At 69.4% G+C, this 20041-nt stretch carries 11 protein-coding genes and 1 pseudogene; 10 read left to right on the forward strand and 2 right to left on the reverse strand.

Translation table 11 applies throughout. The features are described 5' to 3' along the window. Nucleotides 1-35 precede the first annotated feature (35 nt). Nucleotides 36-1883: pseudogene (locus ACH4SI_RS07950) on the forward strand (glycosyl hydrolase family 95 catalytic domain-containing protein); the annotation flags it as partial. A 14-nt stretch (nt 1884-1897) separates the two neighbouring features. Here ACH4SI_RS07950 and ACH4SI_RS07955 read toward each other — a convergent pair. Further along, on the reverse strand, nt 1898-2044 hold the full coding sequence (locus ACH4SI_RS07955; RefSeq protein WP_398293963.1) for a CxxxxCH/CxxCH domain-containing protein: 147 nt from the start codon (nt 2042-2044) through the stop codon (nt 1898-1900). A 1257-nt stretch (nt 2045-3301) separates the two neighbouring features. Between ACH4SI_RS07955 and ccrA the strand changes: the two genes are divergently transcribed. The 7 genes from ccrA (at nt 3302) to pssA (ending at nt 11052) form a co-directional block, all read left to right on the forward strand. After that, the gene (gene ccrA / locus ACH4SI_RS07960) at nt 3302-4675 is read left to right on the forward strand and encodes a crotonyl-CoA carboxylase/reductase (protein WP_398293790.1); all 1374 of its coding nucleotides are present in this window, start codon (nt 3302-3304) and stop codon (nt 4673-4675) included. Then, entirely contained in the window at nt 4675-6693 is a 2019-nt protein-coding gene (locus tag ACH4SI_RS07965) for a protein meaA (RefSeq protein WP_398293792.1), read from the forward strand. Before ccrA ends, ACH4SI_RS07965 begins: the two co-directional genes overlap by 1 nt. Beyond that, complete coding sequence (locus ACH4SI_RS07970) at nt 6690-7667, forward strand: HpcH/HpaI aldolase/citrate lyase family protein (RefSeq protein WP_398293794.1); 978 nt, start codon at nt 6690-6692, stop codon at nt 7665-7667. The genes ACH4SI_RS07965 and ACH4SI_RS07970 overlap by 4 nt, the downstream gene beginning before the upstream one ends. A 5-nt stretch (nt 7668-7672) precedes the next feature. After that, entirely contained in the window at nt 7673-8179 is a 507-nt protein-coding gene (locus ACH4SI_RS07975; RefSeq protein WP_398293965.1) for a MaoC family dehydratase, read from the forward strand. Nucleotide 8180: 1 nt separating this feature from the next. After that, nucleotides 8181-9383 (forward strand): acyl-CoA dehydrogenase family protein, encoded by a 1203-nt coding sequence (locus ACH4SI_RS07980; protein ID WP_398293796.1) that lies wholly within the window; start codon nt 8181-8183, stop codon nt 9381-9383. A 180-nt stretch (nt 9384-9563) separates the two neighbouring features. Next, the gene (locus tag ACH4SI_RS07985) at nt 9564-10211 is read left to right on the forward strand and encodes a phosphatidylserine decarboxylase (RefSeq protein ID WP_398293798.1); all 648 of its coding nucleotides are present in this window, start codon (nt 9564-9566) and stop codon (nt 10209-10211) included. Next, the gene (gene pssA, locus ACH4SI_RS07990; protein WP_398293800.1) at nt 10198-11052 is read left to right on the forward strand and encodes a CDP-diacylglycerol--serine O-phosphatidyltransferase; all 855 of its coding nucleotides are present in this window, start codon (nt 10198-10200) and stop codon (nt 11050-11052) included. Before ACH4SI_RS07985 ends, pssA begins: the two co-directional genes overlap by 14 nt. 141 nt (nt 11053-11193) lie before the next feature. Here the strand turns inward: pssA and ACH4SI_RS07995 are convergent, their stop codons facing one another. After that, the gene (locus ACH4SI_RS07995) at nt 11194-12327 is read right to left on the reverse strand and encodes a glycerate kinase (protein ID WP_398293967.1); all 1134 of its coding nucleotides are present in this window, start codon (nt 12325-12327) and stop codon (nt 11194-11196) included. Nucleotides 12328-12518: 191 nt separating this feature from the next. Between ACH4SI_RS07995 and ACH4SI_RS08000 the strand changes: the two genes are divergently transcribed. Continuing rightward, nucleotides 12519-13610 (forward strand): ADP-ribosylglycohydrolase family protein, encoded by a 1092-nt coding sequence (locus tag ACH4SI_RS08000; protein WP_398293802.1) that lies wholly within the window; start codon nt 12519-12521, stop codon nt 13608-13610. A gap of 227 nt (nt 13611-13837) precedes the next feature. After that, nucleotides 13838-20041, forward strand: a complete 6204-nt coding sequence (locus tag ACH4SI_RS08005; RefSeq protein WP_398293969.1) for a protein kinase — start codon at nt 13838-13840, stop codon at nt 20039-20041.

Raw genomic sequence — 20041 nt, forward strand, 5'->3', positions numbered from 1 at the left:
AATCTCCCCCAACCTTCGGACGGAGCTGATCGACGATGGCAGTCAGCAGACGCGGTTTCCTGGGCCGGGTGGCCGCCGGCGCGGCCGCGGGGTCGACGGCGGGGGTCGCCCTCCCCGTACCGGAGGCGGAGGCGGCCGGGCACGAAAGGTCCGTGGTCCTCACCGGCATGCGCACGGACAAGGAGTGGCAGCGCTTCCTGGCCGGGCAGGATCTGATCTGGAAGCGGATGCCGCGCGCCTGGTACGAGGGCCCGTTCCTGGGCAACGGTCTGCTCGGCTCGATGGTCTACCAGGAGCCCGGCGAGAACGCGCTGCGCTTCACCGTCCACCACAGTGAGGTCCAGGACCACCGCCCCGCCCAGGGCGGCAGCGACTGGGGCGTGGCGCGGCTGCCGGTCGGCAATCTGCTGCTGCGCCCGGCCGGGAAGATCACCGGGGTCGATCTGCGGCTGGACCTGTGGGAGGCCGAGTTACGCGGCACGATCACCACCGACAAGGGCCGCCTGACGGTCCGCGCGCTGGTCCAGAACGACCGGACGATGCTGCTGGCCACCGTCGAGGCGAGCGCCGGCGAGGAGGGGTTCCGCTGGGAGTACCGCCCCTCCCCCGCCGTCAGCCCGCGCATCGTCCGCGAGGATCCGCCGAAGGGGTTCGAGCCCAACCCGAAGCCGGTCAGCCGCACCGAGAACGGGCTCGGCATCACCGTCCAGTCCATGGTCGCGGGCGGGCAGACGGTCACCGCGTACAAGGAGCGCGGCACGGGCCGGGAGCGCACGTACTACCTGTGCGTGGCGCATTCGTACCCCGGGACGGACGCGGAGGGCCGGGCCGTCACGACGGTCCGCAAGGCGTCCGCACTGCCCGTCTCCAGCCTGCTGCGGACCCACCGCGACTGGTGGCACCGCTTCTACCGCAAGAGCTTCCTGTCGGTCCCCGACGCGATGCTCCAGAGCTTCTACTGGATCCAGCTCTACAAGCTCGCGTGCGCGGCCCGGGAGCACGCCCCGGTGATGGCCACGACCGGCCCGTGGGTGGAGCCGACCCCCTGGCCGGGGGTGTGGTGGAACCTCAACGTCCAGCTGGAGTACTGGCCGGTGCTGGGCTCCAACCACCTGGAGCTGGACGCGATTCCGCGCACGCTCGCCGAGAACACCGACGTCCTGATCAGTGCCCTCAAACCGGAGTACCAGGCCGACTCGGCCGGAATACGGCGCTCCACCGACGCCCAGTGCGAGGACAACGGCACGGTCCCGGTCCCGGGTGTCGGCGACTCACCGGAGGTCGGCAACCTCCCCTGGGCGCTGCACAACGTCTGGCTGCACTACCGGCACTCGATGGACAAGGGCCTGCTGGAGGACGTGCTCTATCCGCTGCTGCGCCGCTCCACCAACTACTACCTGCACTTCCTGACCGAACAGGCCGACGGCAGGCTCCATCTGCCGAAGACCTTCTCCCCCGAGTACGGCGCGGCCCCGGACTGCAACTACGACCTGGCGCTGCTGCGCTGGTCGTGCCAGACGCTGCTGGAGTCGGCCGAACTCCTCGGCAAGGACGATCCGTTGGCGCCGAAGTGGCGCGAGGTGCTGGACAAGCTCGTCCCGTACCCGGTGGACGAGAACGGCTTCATGGTCGGCACCGGCGTCCCGTTCGCCAAGTCGCACCGCCACTACTCGCACATGCTCTCCGTCTACCCGCTCTACCTGGTCAACTGGGACCAGAAGGACAACCGCGACCTGATCACCCGCTCGCTGGAGCACTGGATCGGCTTCGAGGGCGCGCTGCGCGGCTACAGCTTCTCCGGCGCGGCCTCGATCTCGACCCAGATGGGCCGGGGCGACGACGCGCTGAAGTATCTGCGCGAGCTGGTGGCGCGCTTCATCCAGCCCAACACCCACTACTACGAGGCGGGTCCGGTGATCGAGACCCCGCTGTCGGGCGCGCAGGCCATCCACGACATGCTCTGCCAGAGCTGGGGCGGGATCATCCGCTTCTTCCCCGGGGTGCCGGACGAGTGGCAGGACGTGGCGCTGCACGACTTCCGCACCCAGGGCGCGTTCCTGGTCAGCGGCGCGCGCAAGGGCGGCAGGACGGCTTGGGTGCGGGTGCGGAGCCTGGCCGGGGAGCCGTGCCGGGTGCGGCACTCGCTGACCGGGCGGATCAAGGTCGCGGGCGTGCGCGGACCGGCCCCGAAGTGGCGCGACCTCGGGGACGGCGTGATCGAGCTGGACCTCGACCGGGACGACGAGGCGGTGATCTACCCGGCCGCGGGGCCGCGACCGGACTTCCTGATCGCCCCGGTGAGGGTGGCGGAGCCCGCCGACCGGTGGGGGATGCCGGAGCTGCCGCAGACGGGCCAGGTCACCCAGGTCGATCTGACGGGCGCGTTCGACAACGACGCCATCACCACCGAGATGTACTACGGCGACGGGGACTTCGACGGTACGGGGCGCACGTACCCGATGGTGCAGCTGCCGCAGACCGGGCAGACCGAGGACGACGGGATCACCTTCGCGTTCACCAACGGCAGCGAGGGCTCCCACAACAACGTGATCGCGGCGGGGCAGAAGATCGCGGTCCCGGCGGGGAGCTACGCCCGGCTCCATGTGCTCGGCGCGGGCGACACGGCGAACGTGACGATCCCGGCGGTCGCCTCGTACGCGGACGGCTCGACCGCCAAGGTGAGCATCCAGCTGACGGCGTGGATGTCGGGGCCGGCGTACGGGGAGACCGAGGCGGTGCGGACCAGCCAGATCCACGCCCGGAGCGGCCCGGTGGGCACGAAGGCGGCGATCTTCCACCAGGTGGTGGCCCTGGACCCGGCCAAGGAGCTGTCCTCGATCACCCTGGCCGCCCCGGCATCGGGCACCGCCCGGGCGCACGTCTTCGCGCTCTCCCTGGAAAAGAACGGCTAAATACCGAATCCGACACAACCGAACACCCCCCACAACGGCCGCCCCTCCCGGGGCGGCCGTTTCTTGCTCATGCGTGCAGCCGAGATGACAACTGAGAGAATTTGTTGGCACTCAGTGTCTTGCGAGGTGGCACACCGTGCCATACGGTGAAGGTGTCCGGGCGGTCGGCGCGCTGCACACCTCGCGCGCCGGCTGTCCCCGCAAGGCCGCCTTGCGCGCCCGGACACCGCCTGCGTCACCAGGCGGGCCCACGGCGCTCACCCCGCGCCCCACGGCCGAAGAACCTCCGCCGAACCGACGGCACAGCAGCAAGCCAGCAGCTATCACCCCCGTCACGAGCCCAGCGTTCCCTCAGGCGTCCCTTCACGGACGCTTCGCCGGAGGCACCGATGAACGAGATACTTGACGCGATCCTCGCGTCGGACACCAGCCCCCAGGACTTCGCGGCCCTGCGCGTCCCCGAGTCGTACCGCGCGGTGACCGTGCGCAAGGACGAGGCGGAGATGTTCGCCGGCCTCACCACCAAGGAGAAGGACCCCCGCAAGTCGCTGCACGTGGACGAGGTTCCGGTGCCCGAACTCGGCCCCGGCGAGGCCCTGGTCGCCGTGATGGCCAGCTCGGTCAACTACAACTCCGTGTGGACCTCGATCTTCGAGCCGCTGCCCACCTTCGGCTTCCTGGAGCGGTACGGCAAGCTCTCGCCGCTCACCAAGCGGCACGACCTGCCGTACCACATCATCGGCTCCGACCTCGCGGGCGTCGTGCTGCGCACCGGCCCCGGCGTGAACGCCTGGCAGCCGGGCGCCGAGGTCGTCGCGCACTGCCTGTCGGTCGAGCTGGAGAGCGCCGACGGCCACAACGACACCATGCTCGACCCCGAACAGCGCATCTGGGGCTTCGAGACCAACTTCGGCGGGCTCGCCGAGATCGCCCTCGTCAAGTCCAACCAGCTCATGCCCAAGCCGCGGCACCTGAGCTGGGAGGAGGCGGCCGCCCCGGGCCTGGTCAACTCGACCGCGTACCGGCAGCTCGTCTCCCGCAACGGCGCCGGGATGAAGCAGGGCGACAACGTCCTGATCTGGGGCGCGAGCGGCGGACTCGGCTCCTACGCCACCCAGTTCGCGCTGGCCGGCGGGGCGAACCCCATCTGCGTCGTCTCCTCACCCCAGAAGGCCGAGATCTGCCGGAAGATGGGCGCCCAGGCGATCATCGACCGCACCGCCGAGGACTACCGCTTCTGGAAGGACGAGCGCACCCAGGACCAGCGCGAGTGGAAGCGGTTCGGCAAGAAGATCCGCGAACTGACCGGCGGCGAGGACGTGGACATCGTCTTCGAGCACCCGGGCCGGGAGACCTTCGGCGCGAGCGTGTACGTCACCCGCAAGGGCGGCACGATCGTCACCTGCGCGTCGACATCCGGCTACACCCACGAGTACGACAACCGCTATCTGTGGATGTCGCTGAAGCGGATCGTCGGCTCGCACTTCGCCAACTACCGCGAGGCGTGGGAGGCCAACCGCCTCATCGCCAAGGGCAAGATCCACCCGACGCTGTCCAAGACGTACCGCATGGACGAGACCGGCCAGGCCGCGTACGACGTGCACCGCAACCTCCACCAGGGCAAGGTCGGCGTCCTGTGCCTGGCGCCGGAAGAGGGCATGGGCGTGCGCGACCAGGCGATGCGCGACCAGCACATCGACGCCATCAACCTGTTCCGTGACGACGTGTCGGAGCGGACCGTCGAGCACAGCCGGGACGTCTGATGAGTGGCGAACCCCGCCCCAAGGACCGCCCGTGGCTCATGCGGACGTACGCCGGGCACTCCACCGCCGAGGCGTCCAACGAGCTGTACCGGCGCAACCTGGCCAAGGGCCAGACCGGTCTTTCGGTCGCCTTCGACCTGCCCACCCAGACCGGCTACGACCCCGACCACATCCTCGCCCGCGGCGAGGTGGGCCGGGTCGGGGTCCCGGTCTCCCACCTGGGTGACATGCGGCGGCTGTTCCAGGAGATCCCGCTGGAGCAGATGAACACCTCCATGACCATCAACGCCACCGCCATGTGGCTGCTGGCGCTGTACCAGGTGGTCGCGGAGGAGCACGGCGCCGATCCGGAGAAGCTCCAGGGGACGACGCAGAACGACATCGTCAAGGAGTACCTGTCGCGCGGGACGCACGTCTTCCCGCCGGGGCCGAGCCTGCGGCTGACCACCGACATGATCGCGTACACGGTCCACCACATCCCCAAGTGGAACCCGATCAACATCTGCAGCTACCACCTCCAGGAGGCCGGGGCCACCCCGGTGCAGGAGATCGCGTACGCCATGTCGACGGCGATCGCCGTCCTGGACGCGGTGTTCGACTCCGGGCAGGTGCCCGAGGAGCGCAAGGGCGATGTGGTGGCCCGGATCTCCTTCTTCGTGAACGCGGGCGTCCGGTTCATCGAGGAGATGTGCAAGATGCGCGCCTTCGGCCGCATCTGGGACCGGATCACCCGGGAGCGGTACGGCATCGAGAACCCCAAGCACCGCCGCTTCCGCTACGGCGTCCAGGTCAACTCGCTCGGGCTGACCGAGGCCCAGCCGGAGAACAACGTCCAGCGCATCGTGCTGGAGATGCTCGCCGTCACCCTGTCCAAGGACGCCCGCGCCCGCGCCGTCCAGCTCCCGGCCTGGAACGAGGCGCTGGGGCTCCCCCGGCCCTGGGACCAGCAGTGGTCGCTGCGCATCCAGCAGGTGCTGGCGCAGGAGAGCGACCTGCTGGAGTACGACGACATCTTCGCGGGCAGCCGCGTCATCGAGGCCAAGGTCACCGAGCTGACCGGGGAGGCCGAGGCCGAGATCGAGCGCATCCAGGAGATGGGCGGGGCGATGGCCGCCGTCGAGTCCGGGTACCTCAAGGCGCAGCTGGTCGCCTCGCACGCCGCGCGGCGGGCCCGGATCGAGGCGGGCGAGGAGAAGATCGTCGGCGTCAACTGCTACGAGTCCACCGAGCCCAATCCGCTCACCGCCGACCTGGACACCGCGATCATGACGGTGGACCCGGCGAACGAGGCCCGGGTGGTCTCCGCCCTGCACACCTGGCGTGAGCGGCGCGACGCGCACCGCGCCGACAGCGCGCTCTCGGCGCTCCGCAAGGCCGCCGCGGGCACCGACAACCTGATGGCCGCGACCGTGGAGTGCGCCCGCGCCGGAGTCACGACCGGCGAGTGGGCCTGGGCGCTCCGCGATGTCTTCGGCGAGTTCCGGGCCCCCACCGGGGTCGGCGGGGCGCCGCTCGCCGTCACCGCGGAGGCGGGCAGCGCGCTCGCCGCCGTACGCGAGAAGATCGAGAAGACCGCGGCCGAGCTGGGCGGCGGGCGGCTGCGGCTGCTGGTCGGCAAGCCCGGCCTGGACGGGCACAGCAACGGCGCCGAGCAGATCGCCGTACGGGCCAGGGACGCCGGGTTCGAGGTGATCTACCAGGGGATCCGGCTCACCCCGGAGCAGATCGTCACGGCGGCCGTCGCCGAGGACGTCCACTGCGTCGGCCTGTCGATCCTCTCCGGCTCGCACGCCGAGCTGGTGCCCGACGTCCTGGAGCGGCTGCGGCAGGCCGGCGCGCAGGACATGCCCGTCATCGTCGGCGGCATCATCCCGGCCGCGGACGCCGCCGCACTGCGCGCGTCGGGTGTCGCCGCCGTCTTCACCCCCAAGGACTTCGGTATCACGGAGATCATCGGCCGTATCGTCGACGAGATCCGTTCCGCGAACACGCTTCCCGCACTGGAGGTTCCCGCATGACCGCCCCCGACGGCTCCGCGCCCAACCGGCTGCGCCCGCGCCGCTCCTGTCTGGCCGTACCGGGCAGTAACCCGCGCTTCCTGGAGAAGGCGCAGGGGCTCCCGGCCGACCAGGTCTTCCTCGACCTGGAGGACGCCTGCGCCCCGCTGGCCAAGCCCGAGGCGCGGCACACGATCGTGAAGTTCCTCAACGAGGGCGACTGGACCGGCAAGACGCGGGTCGTGCGCGTCAACGACTGGACGACCGAGTGGACGTACCGGGACGTCGTCACCGTCGTCGAGGGCGCGGGACCGAACCTCGACTGCATCATGCTGCCGAAGGTGCAGGACGCCCAGCAGGTGGTGGCGCTGGACCTGCTGCTGACCCAGATCGAGAAGACGATGGGCTTCGAGGTCGGGCGGATCGGCATCGAGGCGCAGATCGAGAACGCGCAGGGCCTGAACAACGTCAACGACATCGCGCAGGCCTCCCCGCGGGTGGAGACGATCATCTTCGGCCCGGCCGACTTCATGGCGTCCATCAATATGAAGTCGCTGGTCGTGGGCGAGCAGCCGCCCGGCTACCCGGCGGACGCGTACCACTTCATCCTGATGAAGATCCTGATGGCCGCGCGCGCCAACGACCTCCAGGCCATCGACGGCCCGTACCTCCAGATCAAGAACGTGGACGGCTACCGCGAGGTGGCCGGGCGCGCGGCGGCGCTCGGCTTCGACGGCAAGTGGGTGCTGCACCCGGGCCAGGTGGAGGCGGCGAACGAGGTCTTCTCGCCGTCGCAGGAGGACTACGACCACGCCGAGCTGATCCTGGACGCGTACGAGTACTGCACGTCCGAGGCGGGCGGCATGAAGGGCTCGGCGATGCTGGGCGACGAGATGATCGACGAGGCCAGCCGCAAGATGGCGCTGGTCATCGCGGGCAAGGGCCGTGCGGCCGGGATGGCCCGTACGTCCACCTTCGAGCCCCCGGAGGCGTGAGCACGATGCAGTTCGGCCGCACGTACGAAGAGTTCTCGGTGGGCGACGTCTACCGGCACTGGCCGGGGAAGACGGTCACCGAGTACGACGACCATCTCTTCTGTCTGCTCACCATGAATCATCACCCGCTGCACATGGACAGCAACTACGCCGAGAAGACGACCGATTTCGGCAAGAACGTGGTGGTCGGGAACTACATCTACTCCCTGCTGCTCGGCATGTCCGTACCGGACGTCTCCGGAAAGGCCATCGCCAACCTGGAGGTCGAGTCGCTGAAGCATGTCGCGCCGACGTTCCATGGCGACACCATCTACGGCGAGACCGAGGTGCTGGACAAGACGCCGTCGAAGTCCAAATCCGACCGGGGAATCGTGCATGTGGAGACGAAGGGCTACAAGCAGGACGGCACTCTCGTCTGTGTCTTCCGGCGCAAGGTGATGGTGCCGACCGCCACGTACATCAAGGAGCGGGGCGGCGAGCAGCCGGGCCGCCCGGAGCTGGGAGGGCAGTGATATGGGCCGTCTGGCGCAGACCGAGGGGCTGACGGACATCCAGCGGGAGATCCTCGCCACGGTCCGTGAGTTTGTCGACAAGGAGATCCTGCCGGTCGCCACGGAACTGGAGCACCGCGACGAATATCCGACCCGCATCGTCGAGGGGCTCAAGGAGCTGGGCCTCTTCGGGCTGATGATCCCGGAGGAATACGGCGGCCTGGGCGAGTCACTGCTCACTTACGCACTGTGCGTGGAGGAGATCGCCCGCGGCTGGATGAGCGTGTCCGGCATCATCAACACGCACTTCATCGTGGCGTACATGCTGAAGCAGCACGGCACCCAGGAGCAGAAGGACTATTTCCTGCCGAAGATGGCGCTCGGGGAGATCCGCGGCGCCTTCTCGATGTCGGAGCCGGGGCTGGGCTCGGATGTGTCGGCGATCACCAGCAAGGCGGTGCCGGACGGCGACGAGTACGTGCTGACCGGCCAGAAGATGTGGCTGACCAACGGCGGCACGTCCACGCTGGTGGCGGTCCTGTGCCGGACCGGTGAACAGCAGGAGGGGGTCACTCCGTACAAGTCCATGACGACGTTCCTGGTCGAGAAGGAGCCCGGCTTCGGCGAGGTCCGGCCCGGGCTGACCATTCCGGGCAAGATCGAGAAGATGGGCTACAAGGGGGTCGACACCACCGAGCTCATCATGGACGGACTGCGCATTCCGGCCGATCGGGTGCTCGGCGGAACGACCAACCGCGGTTTTTACCAAATGATGGACGGAGTGGAGGTCGGCCGGGTCAATGTGGCCGCACGCGGCTGTGGCGTGGCACAGCGCGCATTCGAGCTGGGCGTCGCGTACGCACAGCAGCGGCATACCTTCGGTAAGCCGATCGCCCAGCATCAGGCCATCCAGTTCAAACTGGCCGAAATGGGAACAAAGGTCGAGGCGGCTCATGCGATGATGGTCAATGCGGCCCGCAAGAAGGACGCGGGTGCGCGCAACGACCTCGAAGCGGGAATGGCGAAGTACCTGGCGTCCGAGTACTGCAAAGAGGTCGTGGAGGACGCCTTCCGCATCCACGGCGGGTACGGCTTCTCCAAGGAATACGAGATCGAGCGCCTCTACCGTGAGGCACCGATGCTCCTCATCGGCGAAGGTACCGCTGAGATTCAGAAAATGATTATTGGACGACGACTGCTGGAGGATTACCGAAGCCACGGCTGATGTACCTTTTGGGGTGGTATCCGAGAGAAGAAGCTCACACCGCGCCATGGGTCTTCGGCCACTGACAAGCCACCGACAGGCCCTGGCGCTTGCCCAGTTACCGCTCGCAACCGATACCATCCCGGGAAAGCCGCCGTCCCCAAACTTGCGTCGCGGCATCCTCCGCTACGAAGGTCATCCATGCCCCACAGCCCATCCTCTGCACAACGCGGCCGCGTCCGCCTCGCGCGCGGAGCGTCGCCGTGGCTCCTCCCGACCGTCGCCACGGCGGCGGTCAGCCTCACCCGCGCCCGTCGCTCCGGACGCTGGGCGGCAGTCGCCGTGCCCGCCACCGCGCTCGCGGCGGGCATGCTGTGGTTCTTCCGCGACCCCGAGAGAGAGATCACTCAGGGCCGCGTCATCTCCCCGGCCGACGGTGTGGTGCAGAGCATCATGCCGTGGAAGGACGGGCGCACCCGCGTCGCGATCTTCATGAGCCCGCTCAACGTCCACGTGAACCGGGCTCCGCTGGCCGGCACGGTGACCTCCGTCGAGCACATCCCGGGCGGCTTCGTTCCCGCGTTCAACAAGGAAAGCGAGAACAACGAGCGGGTCGTCTGGCACTTCGACACCGAGCTGGGCGACATCGAGATGGTCCAGATCGCCGGTGCGGTCGCCCGGCGTATCGTTCCGTACGTGCCGCAGGGCACCAAGGTCGAACAGGGTGAGCGGATCGGTCTCATCCGCTTCGGCTCGCGCGTGGACGTGTACCTCCCCGAGGGCGTCGACGTCGCGGTCGAGGTCGGCCAGGCCACCACCGCGGGGGTGACTCGCCTTGACCGTGATTGATCCCGACACCCCCTGGGTGCCCGAGGCCGACATGGACGCCGCCGACGAGGCGGACGACATGCCCCTGTCGACGCGGCTGTCGATAGCGGACACCCTGACCCTCGGCAACGCCACCTGCGGCTTCCTGGCGGTCTACTTCACCACCACCGGCGTCCTCATCCCGCACCTCACGGGCAGCGAGGACGGCGGCATGACCCGCCACAGCGCCGCATCGGCGGTCATGCTGATGCTGCTGGCGTCCGTCTTCGACCTCTTCGACGGGCTCGTCGCGCGGAAGCTGCGCAGCTCGGCCATGGGCGCGGAGCTGGACAACCTCTCCGACCTGGTCAGCTTCGGGCTCGCCCCGGCGTACTTCGTCCTGGTGTGGGGCATGGTCGCCGACAGTCCCTATGAGCGGGTCTCGGTGGTGGGCGCCATCGTGGTGCTCCTCGCGGTCGTGCTACGGCTGGCCAGATTCTCCTGCGTCACGTTGCGCGACGGCGTCTTCCAGGGCATGCCGAGCCCCTTCGGCGCGCTCACCGTCGTCTCGGTCGTCCTGCTGGGCCTGCCCTTCGTGCCGACCCTGCTGGCGATCATCGGCGTGGCGTGGCTGATGGTGAGCCGCGTCGAATACCCCAAGCCGCGCGGCCGCCTCGCCGTGGCCATGCTCGCCTGGATCGTGACCAGCATGGGCCTGCTGTCCGCCTGGGCCTTCCAGGCCCCCGGCGGCGAGCTGCTCCTGCAGTCGGCGTGCGCCCTCCAGGTCGTCATGGGCGCGGTGATCCCCCTCTTCGCCACCGCCCGCCGCGTCAACGCCTTCCGCGACAACCGCCGCGAGGCGAGGGCGGCGCAGATCCCTTAGCCCGGCCCTCCGGACACCGTCCGATACGCCGTGGGGCCCGAGCTTCTCGCTCGGGCCCCACGGTCTGGTCCCAGGGGCGGAGCCCCTGTGGGGCCGAGGGTGACCTCCGGTTTCGGGGTGGGGCGGGGTAGGGAGGAGCCGTCAGGCCAGGAAGTCCGCCGCCAGGCGCTCTGCGGCCCGCTCCAAGAGGGGGCCCGCCTCGGCGATGCAGCGGGCCGGGTCCGGTTCCAGGTCGGTCAGGGGGTACGCGCGGCGGATCCCGGCGCCGCCGAGGGCGGCCGGGGTCAGGGCGAGGCGGCCGCAGACCGCCACCACGTCGATGCCCCGCGCCCGCGCCGCCGCCGCGACGCCCGCCGGGGCCTTGCCGTGCAGGGTCTGCTCGTCCAGCGACCCCTCCCCCGTGATCACCAGGTCCGCCCCCTCCAGTGCGGCCGCGAAGCCCAGCACGTCCAGCATCACGTCGATCCCCGGGCGGAACGCCGCGCCGAGACCCAGCAGGGCGCCGAAGCCGATGCCGCCCGCCGCGCCCGCGCCCGGCGCGGCCGCGTACTCGGCGGCGCGGGACCCCACGGCCCGCTCCAGGACGCGTACGTAGTGCGCGAGGGCGCCGTCCAGGGCCGTCACATCGGCCTCGGACGCGCCCTTCTGCGGCCCGTACACCGCCGCCGCGCCCTTCGGGCCGGTCAGCGGATTGTCGACATCGCTCGCCAGCACGACCTCCGTCGACGCGAGCCGCGGGTCGAGGCCGGTCAGATCCGCCGTGGCCAGCTCGCCCAGCGGGCCGCCGCCCGGCGCGACGGGCGTGCCGTCGCCGCGCAGGAAGCGCGCGCCGAGCGCGCTCAGCATCCCGGAGCCGCCATCGGTCGTGGCGCTGCCGCCGACGCCGAAGACGATCGTGCGGGCGCCCGCGTCCAGCGCGGCCCGTAGCAGCTCACCGCTACCGTACGTGGTGGCGGTGAGCGGCGCGAAGACCCTGGCCGGGAGGTGCCGCAGCCCGGACGCCTCGGCCATCTCCACCACGGCCGTCCCGTCGCGCAGCGCGTACGCCGCCGTGACGGGGGTGCCCAGCGGCCCGGTCACGGCCACCTCGCGGCGTTCGAACCCGGCCGCGACCGCCGCGTCCACCGTGCCGTCCCCGCCGTCGGCGACCGGCAGCGCGTCGATACGGAGCAGATCGTCCCCGCCGGACCAGCCGCGCCGCAGCCCGGCCGTCACCCGTTCGGCGACCTCGACGGCCGTGAGCGAGCCCTTGAACTTGTCGGCGGCGATCAGCACCCGCGTCGGGGGCGTCGCCTGCCCCTGCGCCCACGTCTTCACTTCTGCCGTCACTTCTGCCTTCGCCTCTGCCTTCGCAGCGTCCGTCACCCTGGTACCCCTTGCTGTCGCACAGGCAGTCGAAGCCGCCCCGACCCTATCCACTGGAACGGCCACCCGGTACACCCACATCATCCGGGTACACCTGACACATGGGCCACAGCGGGAACGCACTCGCAGACCGGATCCACGGCGGCTGGCTCGGCCGCATCGCCGGGAACATGCTGGGCAAGCCCATCGAACGCGGCGACGTCTGGACGCGCGACCGCATCGACCGCTATCTGCGCCGCGCCGACGCCCTCCCGCTCACCGACTACCTGCCCGCCCTGGAACCGCCACCCGACCCGGTGGAATTCGAGCTGCGCCCCGAATGGCAGGAGTGCGTCCGCGGCCGGATCCACGGCAGCTGCCGCGACGACGACATCGACTACACCGTCCTCGGCCTGCACCTGCTGGAGACCCACGGCTTCGGCTTCACCACCGAGCAGGTGGGCGAGATGTGGTTGCTGCGGCTGCCGTACCTGCAGACCTTCACCGCCGAGCGGGTCGCGTACCGCAATCTCGCGGCCGGGGTGCGGCCCCCGCTCACCGCCACCGCCGACAACCCCTACCAGGAGTGGATCGGCGCCCTGATCCGCGCCGACATCCACGGCTGGGTCAACCCTGGCGATCCGCCCCGTGCCGCCGCCATGGCACGCCGCGACGCCGTGCTGTCCCACACCGGCAACGGGGTGTACGGCGCGATGTGGGCGGCCGCGCTGATCGCCGCCGCGTTCACGGCCGACGGCCCGCGTACGGCGGTCGAGGCCGCCCTCGACCGCATCCCGCCGCGCTGCCGCCTGGCCCGTACCGTCCGCCGCGCCGCGTCCCTGTACGACGCGGGCGTGACCTGGCCGGACGCGCTGGACCAGTTGGAACGCGAGACCAGCGGCCTGCCGTGGATCCACACCGTCCCGAACGCCGCCGTCCTCACCGCCGGGCTCCTCTACGGCGCGGGCGACTTCACCGCCACGATCACCCTCACCGTGCGCGGCGGCCTGGACACCGACTCCAACGGCGCCACCGCCGGTTCCGTCGCGGGCGTCCTGTGCGGCGCGGCCGCCATCCCGCCGCAGTGGACCGAGCCGCTTCAGGACCGGATCCGCAGCGCCGTCTACGGCTTCGACGCCGCCCGCATCAGCGACCTCGCGGCCCGCACCCACCGCCTGGCGGCGGCTCCGCGCTCTCAACCAGCCACACCCTGACGCGTTGACACAGTAAACACGATTAGCGTGTAGTGCTATTGGTACATAGCGTGTACGCTGCCCCGACGCGAACCGTCAACTGTCCCTGGCGGCACAGACGGTGTCGGTCACCACTATGGGGGATTCGTGGCTCAGCACCAGGCCACGGTGGGAGCAGAGGAGCGTTCGTGATCCGGGAGTGCATCGGGGGACGGTTCCGTCTTGAGGAGCTGGTCGGCAGGGGCAACATGGGGGAAGTCCACCGAGCCGAGGACTTGCAGGCCCCCGAAGGCACAGACAGGCGCCGGGTTGCCGTCAAGATGATCCTGCGCCGCCGTTCCGGCTCACAGATCGACTCCCTCGGGGACACGAAGGCCGTTGAACGCTTCGCCCGTGAAGTGCGCATCATGCGCAAGCTCACCCACCCGAACATCCCTGTCACCATCGATGGTGGGACGGACGAGGCCAACGGCGCTTTGCCCTACCTCGTCATGGAATTCCTGGACGGGCACCCCCTCTCCGACCTCATCGCGGAGGAGCCCCAGCTCCCGGTCGATTGGACGGCCGCCATCGGCAGCCAGATCGCCGCAGGTCTCGCCGCCGCGCACTCAGAGGGCGTAATCCACCGTGACCTCAAGCCCGGCAATGTGATGCTCACGCGCGGTGGCGCGGTGAAGGTCCTCGACTTCGGCATGGGCAGGTTAGCTGACGATCCCGACGGCACGCGGCTCACGAGCACCGACGCCACTGTCGGGACGGCCCGCTACATGGCTCCCGAACAGTTCGAAGCCAGCCAGGTCATGCCCTCGGCCGACCTGTACGCGCTGGGGTGCGTGCTGTACGAGATGCTGACCGGGGTTCCGCCTTTTGTCGGCCAGAGCGCCTACGAACTCGCAAGGAAGCACGTCAACGACGCTCCGGCCCCCGTCCAGTTGATTCGGCGGGACATCCCCAGCGAACTCGCCCGGTTGGTCGAGCGGCTGCTCGCCAAGGACCCGGCGGACCGTCCGGCCGACGCCTACGCGGTCCGTGAGGCCCTGCTGCCGTTCGCCGTCCAGGACGCCAGAGAGACACGCCTCCCCGGTTGGGACGCCTTCGATCCTGTGCGTCACCTCGCGGCCGCGCGGGCCGAACGGCAGCGCGCGTCCACCGCCGACTCCACTCGGGCGCAAGCGACCCGGGAGCCGCATGTCTCCGCCTCCGGCATGGATGTCTTCGGTGTGCACCGGCAGCTGATCGAGGACTATCGCGCCTTCACCGAGGGCGGCACGGTTATCCGCGACGAACGCATCTCGTCGTACGTCCAAGACGATCTGAAGGCCAAGTCTCAGTGGCCCGACCCCTGGGTTTCCTTGAATCCGTTCTTCGCCTCCGCCGGCACCGTCGCGGAGCTGGCCGAGAAGAAGGTCCTCCACAACACCTGCGCCAAGATCTTCCAGTCCGGCAAGACTCCGGGCGGCACCGTCTGCGACGGCCGCCCCCTCACTCTCCACCAGCACCAGCGCGAGGCGATCAAGGCAGCCGAGGACAGGGTGTCGTACGTACTGACCACCGGCACCGGTTCTGGTAAGTCCCTCTCGTACATCGTCCCGATCGTCGACCGGGTGCTGCGGGAACGCGAAACCGAGGGACCGGTCGCACGCAAGAGGGTGCGGGCAATCATCGTCTACCCGATGAACGCCCTCGCCAACAGCCAGCTCAAGGAGTTGGAGAAATACCTCCGCGACGGTTTCGGCGAAGGCCGCGAACCAGTCACCTTCGCGCGCTACACCGGCCAGGAGGACGACGCGCGGCGCAAGGAGATCCGCGACGACCCGCCGGACATCCTCCTCACCAACTACGTGATGCTGGAGCTGATGCTCACTCGGCCCGACGACCGCCGTTCCCTCATCACGATGGCCGAGGGTCTGGAATTCCTCGTCTTCGACGAGCTCCACACCTATCGCGGCCGGCAAGGCGCCGATGTCGCCCTGCTCATCCGCCGGGTTCGCGAGGCGTGCCGGGCGGTTGACCTCCAGTGCGTGGGCACCTCCGCCACCATGTCCACGGAGGGCACCGCCGAGGACCAGAAGAAGGTTGTCGCCGGTGTCGCCACCAAACTCTTCGGCACCAGGGTGCGCCCGGAGCACGTCATCGGGGAGACTCTCGTCCGGGCCACCAAAGAGGCTCCGGAGACGGTACCCGCCGAACGGCTGATGGCTCCCTCCGCGCCACTCGCCTACGCCGAGCTCGTACGCGATCCCCTCGCCCGCTGGATCGAGACCTCTTTCGGTCTCGCCACCGACGGCGCGGGGCAGCTCGTCCGCCAGAAGCCCACCAAGATCGAAGCGGCGGCAACCAAACTTGCCGGATCCAGCGGTGTGCCGGAGGAACAGTGCGCCAAGGCGATCCGCCTCACGCTGGAGGCCGGGGCCCAAGCCCCCCATCCGGTCACCGGACGTCCGCTGTTCGCCTTCCGGCTCCACCAGTTCCTGTCCAAGGGCGACACCGTCTACGTCACGTTGGAGGACAAGGATTACCGTCACATCACCCGCGACTACCAGCGCGAGCAGCCAGGTTCGGGGGGCAAGGTCCTCATGCCGCTGGCCTTCTGCCGTGAGTGCGGCCAGGAGTACCTGACGGTATGGCGGACGGAGACGAACGGCGACATCGTCTACGAGCCGCGCCGCGACACCGCGGCCACCGGGGGCCGCGCGGGCGACGGCTACCTGTACATCGACCGTCCCTGGCCGACGACTCCGGAAGAGGCCATCGCCGAGGGCCGCCTGCCCGAGTCCTGGCTCGAAGCCGACGACAGGGGCCAGGAGGTCGTCAAGCGGTCCTACCGCGACCGGCTTCCCCGATCGGTCACCGTGGACCCGTACGGCGTGGAGGGCCGGGGCGACCTGAAGGCCGCGTTCATTCCGTCGCCCTTCCTGTTCTGCCCGCACTGCGGGGTGAGTTACGAGCAGACGCGTGGCAGGGACTTCGCGAAGCTCGCCACTCTCGACCAGGAGGGCCGCTCCTCCGCCACCTCTTTGATCTCGTCCTCCATCGTGCGGTCCCTCAAGGCCGTGCCCGAGGACGCCCTCGACAAGGAGGCCCGCAAGCTCCTCACCTTCGTCGACAACCGTCAGGACGCCTCCCTCCAGGCCGGTCACTTCAACGACTTCGCGCAGATCACCCAGCTGCGCGGCGCCCTGTACCAAGCTGCCGCGGAGGCCGGGGAGGACGGCATTACCCATGAAGAGCTCGCCTCTCGTGTCGCGGGCGCCCTGGGTCTGGAACCTGTGGACTACACAGGTCAGGACGACCTGCCGCCCAACATGCTGCGTAACGCCGCCAAGACACTGCGCGACGTCATCGCCTTCCGGCTCTACCTGGACTTGGAACGCGGCTGGCGCATCACCATGCCCAACCTTGAGCAGACAGGGCTGCTGGAGATCCGGTACGCCGATCTCGACTGGCTCGCGCAGCAGGACAAGCGCTGGGAGGGCACCCACGCGGCGCTCAACACTGCCGATGCCGGCCTGCGCGCCGAGATCATGAAGGCGCTGCTGGACGAGATGCGCCGGGCTCTGGCCATCGACGTCCAGTACTTCCGCGATGACTTCGACACGCTCCAGCGCGCCAGTGAGGAGCGGCTCTCCGGACCCTGGGTACTCACCAAGAGCGACAGCCCGAAGGTCGGTACTGCCTATCCCCAGCCGTCCAGGCCCGGCATGGACCGCTCCGGACTGTTCCTCTCCGCACGCGGCAAATTCGGCAAGTACCTGCGCCGTGCGGACCGCTCACGCTTCGGCGTCCTCGACACCGACGACATCCAGCTGATCATCGAGCAGTTGCTGAAGGTCCTCGCCAAGGCCGGTCTCGTCACCGAGGTCGCCAAGGCCCCTCAGCACGCCAACCGCTACCGCCGCCCCACCGGTCCCGCCATCACCGGCTATCAGGTATCCGCCGCCTCCCTGGTCTGGTGCGCGGGTACGGGAGAGACCGGCGCCCACGACCCACTGACCCGCACCTACGCCAGCGGTGACGGCCCTCGCGTCAACGCCTTCTTCCGCGCCTTGTACAAGGACACCGCCTCCGCCCTGGCCGGGCTCTACGCCCGCGAACACACCGCCCAGGTCGACCCGACCGAACGGGAGAGGCGCGAGGAAGACTTCCGCAAGGCGGAACTGAAGCTGCTGTACTGCTCGCCCACGATGGAGCTGGGCGTGGACATCTCCGCGCTGAACGCCGTCATGATGCGCAACGTGCCACCCACACCGGCCAACTACGCCCAGCGCAGCGGCCGCGCGGGCCGCTCGGGTCAGCCCGCACTGGTCACCACGTACTGTGCGACCGGCAACAGCCACGACCAGTACTATTTCCGCCGCTCCGAGCGCATGGTCGCGGGTGCGGTGGCCCCGCCGCGCCTGGATCTGGCCAATGAGGATCTGGTCCTCTCCCATCTCCAGGGCATCTGGCTCGCCGAGGCCGGGTTGAAGCTGGGCCGCTCCGTACCCGAGGTCATCGACATCGGGGACGCGGAGGATTCAGGCCGTCCGAATCCCACCCTCGACCTGCACGACCACATAGCCGCGGCCCTGCACGACACCCGAGCACAGACGCGCACCGTGACCGCCGCCCATCAGGTCCTCGGGGCGCTGCTGCCCGAGTTCGCCAAAACCTCTTGGTGGGACGAATCCTGGATCGAGGCGAAGGTGCGCTCGGTGGGCGAGCGGTTCAATGAATCGTTCGACCGTTGGCGCGACCTGTACAGGGCCGCCTTGGTCGACCAGTACGAGCAGAACAAGCGCGTACTCGACCACTCGCTCTCCGAGCGCGATCGGAGGATCGCGAGCAGCCGCCGTAAAGAAGCGGAGACGCAACTCGACCTGCTCAAGAATGAGACCCCGGACAGCAAATCGGTGCTGTCCGACTTCAACCCGTACCGCTATCTCGCCTCCGAAGGCTTCCTGCCCGGCTATTCCTTCCCCCGGCTGCCGCTGGCCGCGTACATTCCCAACGCCAGTCGGCGCTTCAGCGAGGGCGACTATCTCCAGCGGCCTCGCTTCCTGGCCATCCGCGAGTTCGGCCCCGGGGCACTGATCTACCACGAGGGCGCCCGCTATCAGGTGACCCGCATCCAGCTACCTCCGGACGCCTCCGGTGACGTCACCACCAGCGAAGCCCGCCGCTGCGAGATGTGCGGCTACCACCATGACCCGCAGCAGCGCGCCGATCGCTGCCAGATGTGCGACCAGCCACTGATCGGTACTACCTACGGTCTCCTCCATCTGCACACGGTCTACACCCAGCGTCGCGAGCGGATCTCCTCCGACGAGGAGGAGCGGCGCAGGGCCGGGTTCCGGCTGGTCACCTCCTACCGCTTCCAGGACCATGGCCCCCGCTCCGGTCGTCAGGACGCGCTTCTCGCCGATGCGCACGGTCAGCTCGCCAGGCTCTCGTACGGCGACTCGGCCACCGTCCGCATCACCAACCTGGGCCGTCTGCGCGCCCGGCCCGATGAGCCGGACGGCTTCTGGCTCGACCCGGGCGACGGCCGCTGGATGAACGAGCGCGACGCCGCCGAGGCCTCCGGCGACTCCAGTGAGATGCCGGTCGTCGACGCCGACGGCAACGAGAAGCGTCGCAAGAAGCGCGTCATCCCCTACGTCGAGGACCGCCGCAACATCCTCGTCGTCACACTTGACCACCCAGTGGACGAACCGGTCGCGCTCTCCCTCATGTACGCACTGGAGCGCGGCATCGAGGCCGCCTACGAGCTGGAGGACTCCGAGCTCACCAGCGAGCTCCTGCCCCCGGACGACGGGCCGCGCGACCGCATCCTCTTCACCGAGGCCGCCGAGGGCGGTGCAGGTGTGCTCCGCCGCCTCCAGTCCGAGTCCGGCGCGCTCGCCAAGGCCGCGCGCTACGCACTGGCCATTTGCCACTTCGACGAGCGCGGCAAGGACGAGGCGACCCCCGGCACGGAGCGCCCTTGTGCCCGCGGCTGCTACGACTGCCTGCTCACCTACGGCAACCAGCTGAACCACGGTGCCATCAACCGTCACTCGGTACGCGACCTGCTGCTGCGCCTCGCCGCCTGCGAGGCGCAGACGACCGGCAGCGGTGAGACCCGCACCGAGCAGATGCGGCGCCTGGCCGAGCAGTCCGACAGCAGCCTCGAGCGCGATTTCGTCACCTGGCTCAAGGAGCGCGGTCTGCGGCTGCCCGACGAGGCCCAGACCCTGGTGGCCGACGCGCAGGCCCGCCCCGACTACGTCTACCGGCTGCCCGGCGTGAAGGTCGCCGTCTTCGTCGATGGCCCCGCCCATGACCACCCGGCGGTCGCCGAGCGAGACGAAGACGCCGAGGAGCGGCTGTACGACAAGAACTGGGACGTGGTCCGTTTCCGGTACGACGACGACTGGGACGCGATCGTGGCGGAGCACGCCCGCTACTTCGGGTCCCGCACCAACTCCTGA

This window comes from Streptomyces sp. NPDC021212 (genome assembly GCF_044332925.1).
GTDB lineage: Bacteria > Actinomycetota > Actinomycetes > Streptomycetales > Streptomycetaceae > Streptomyces.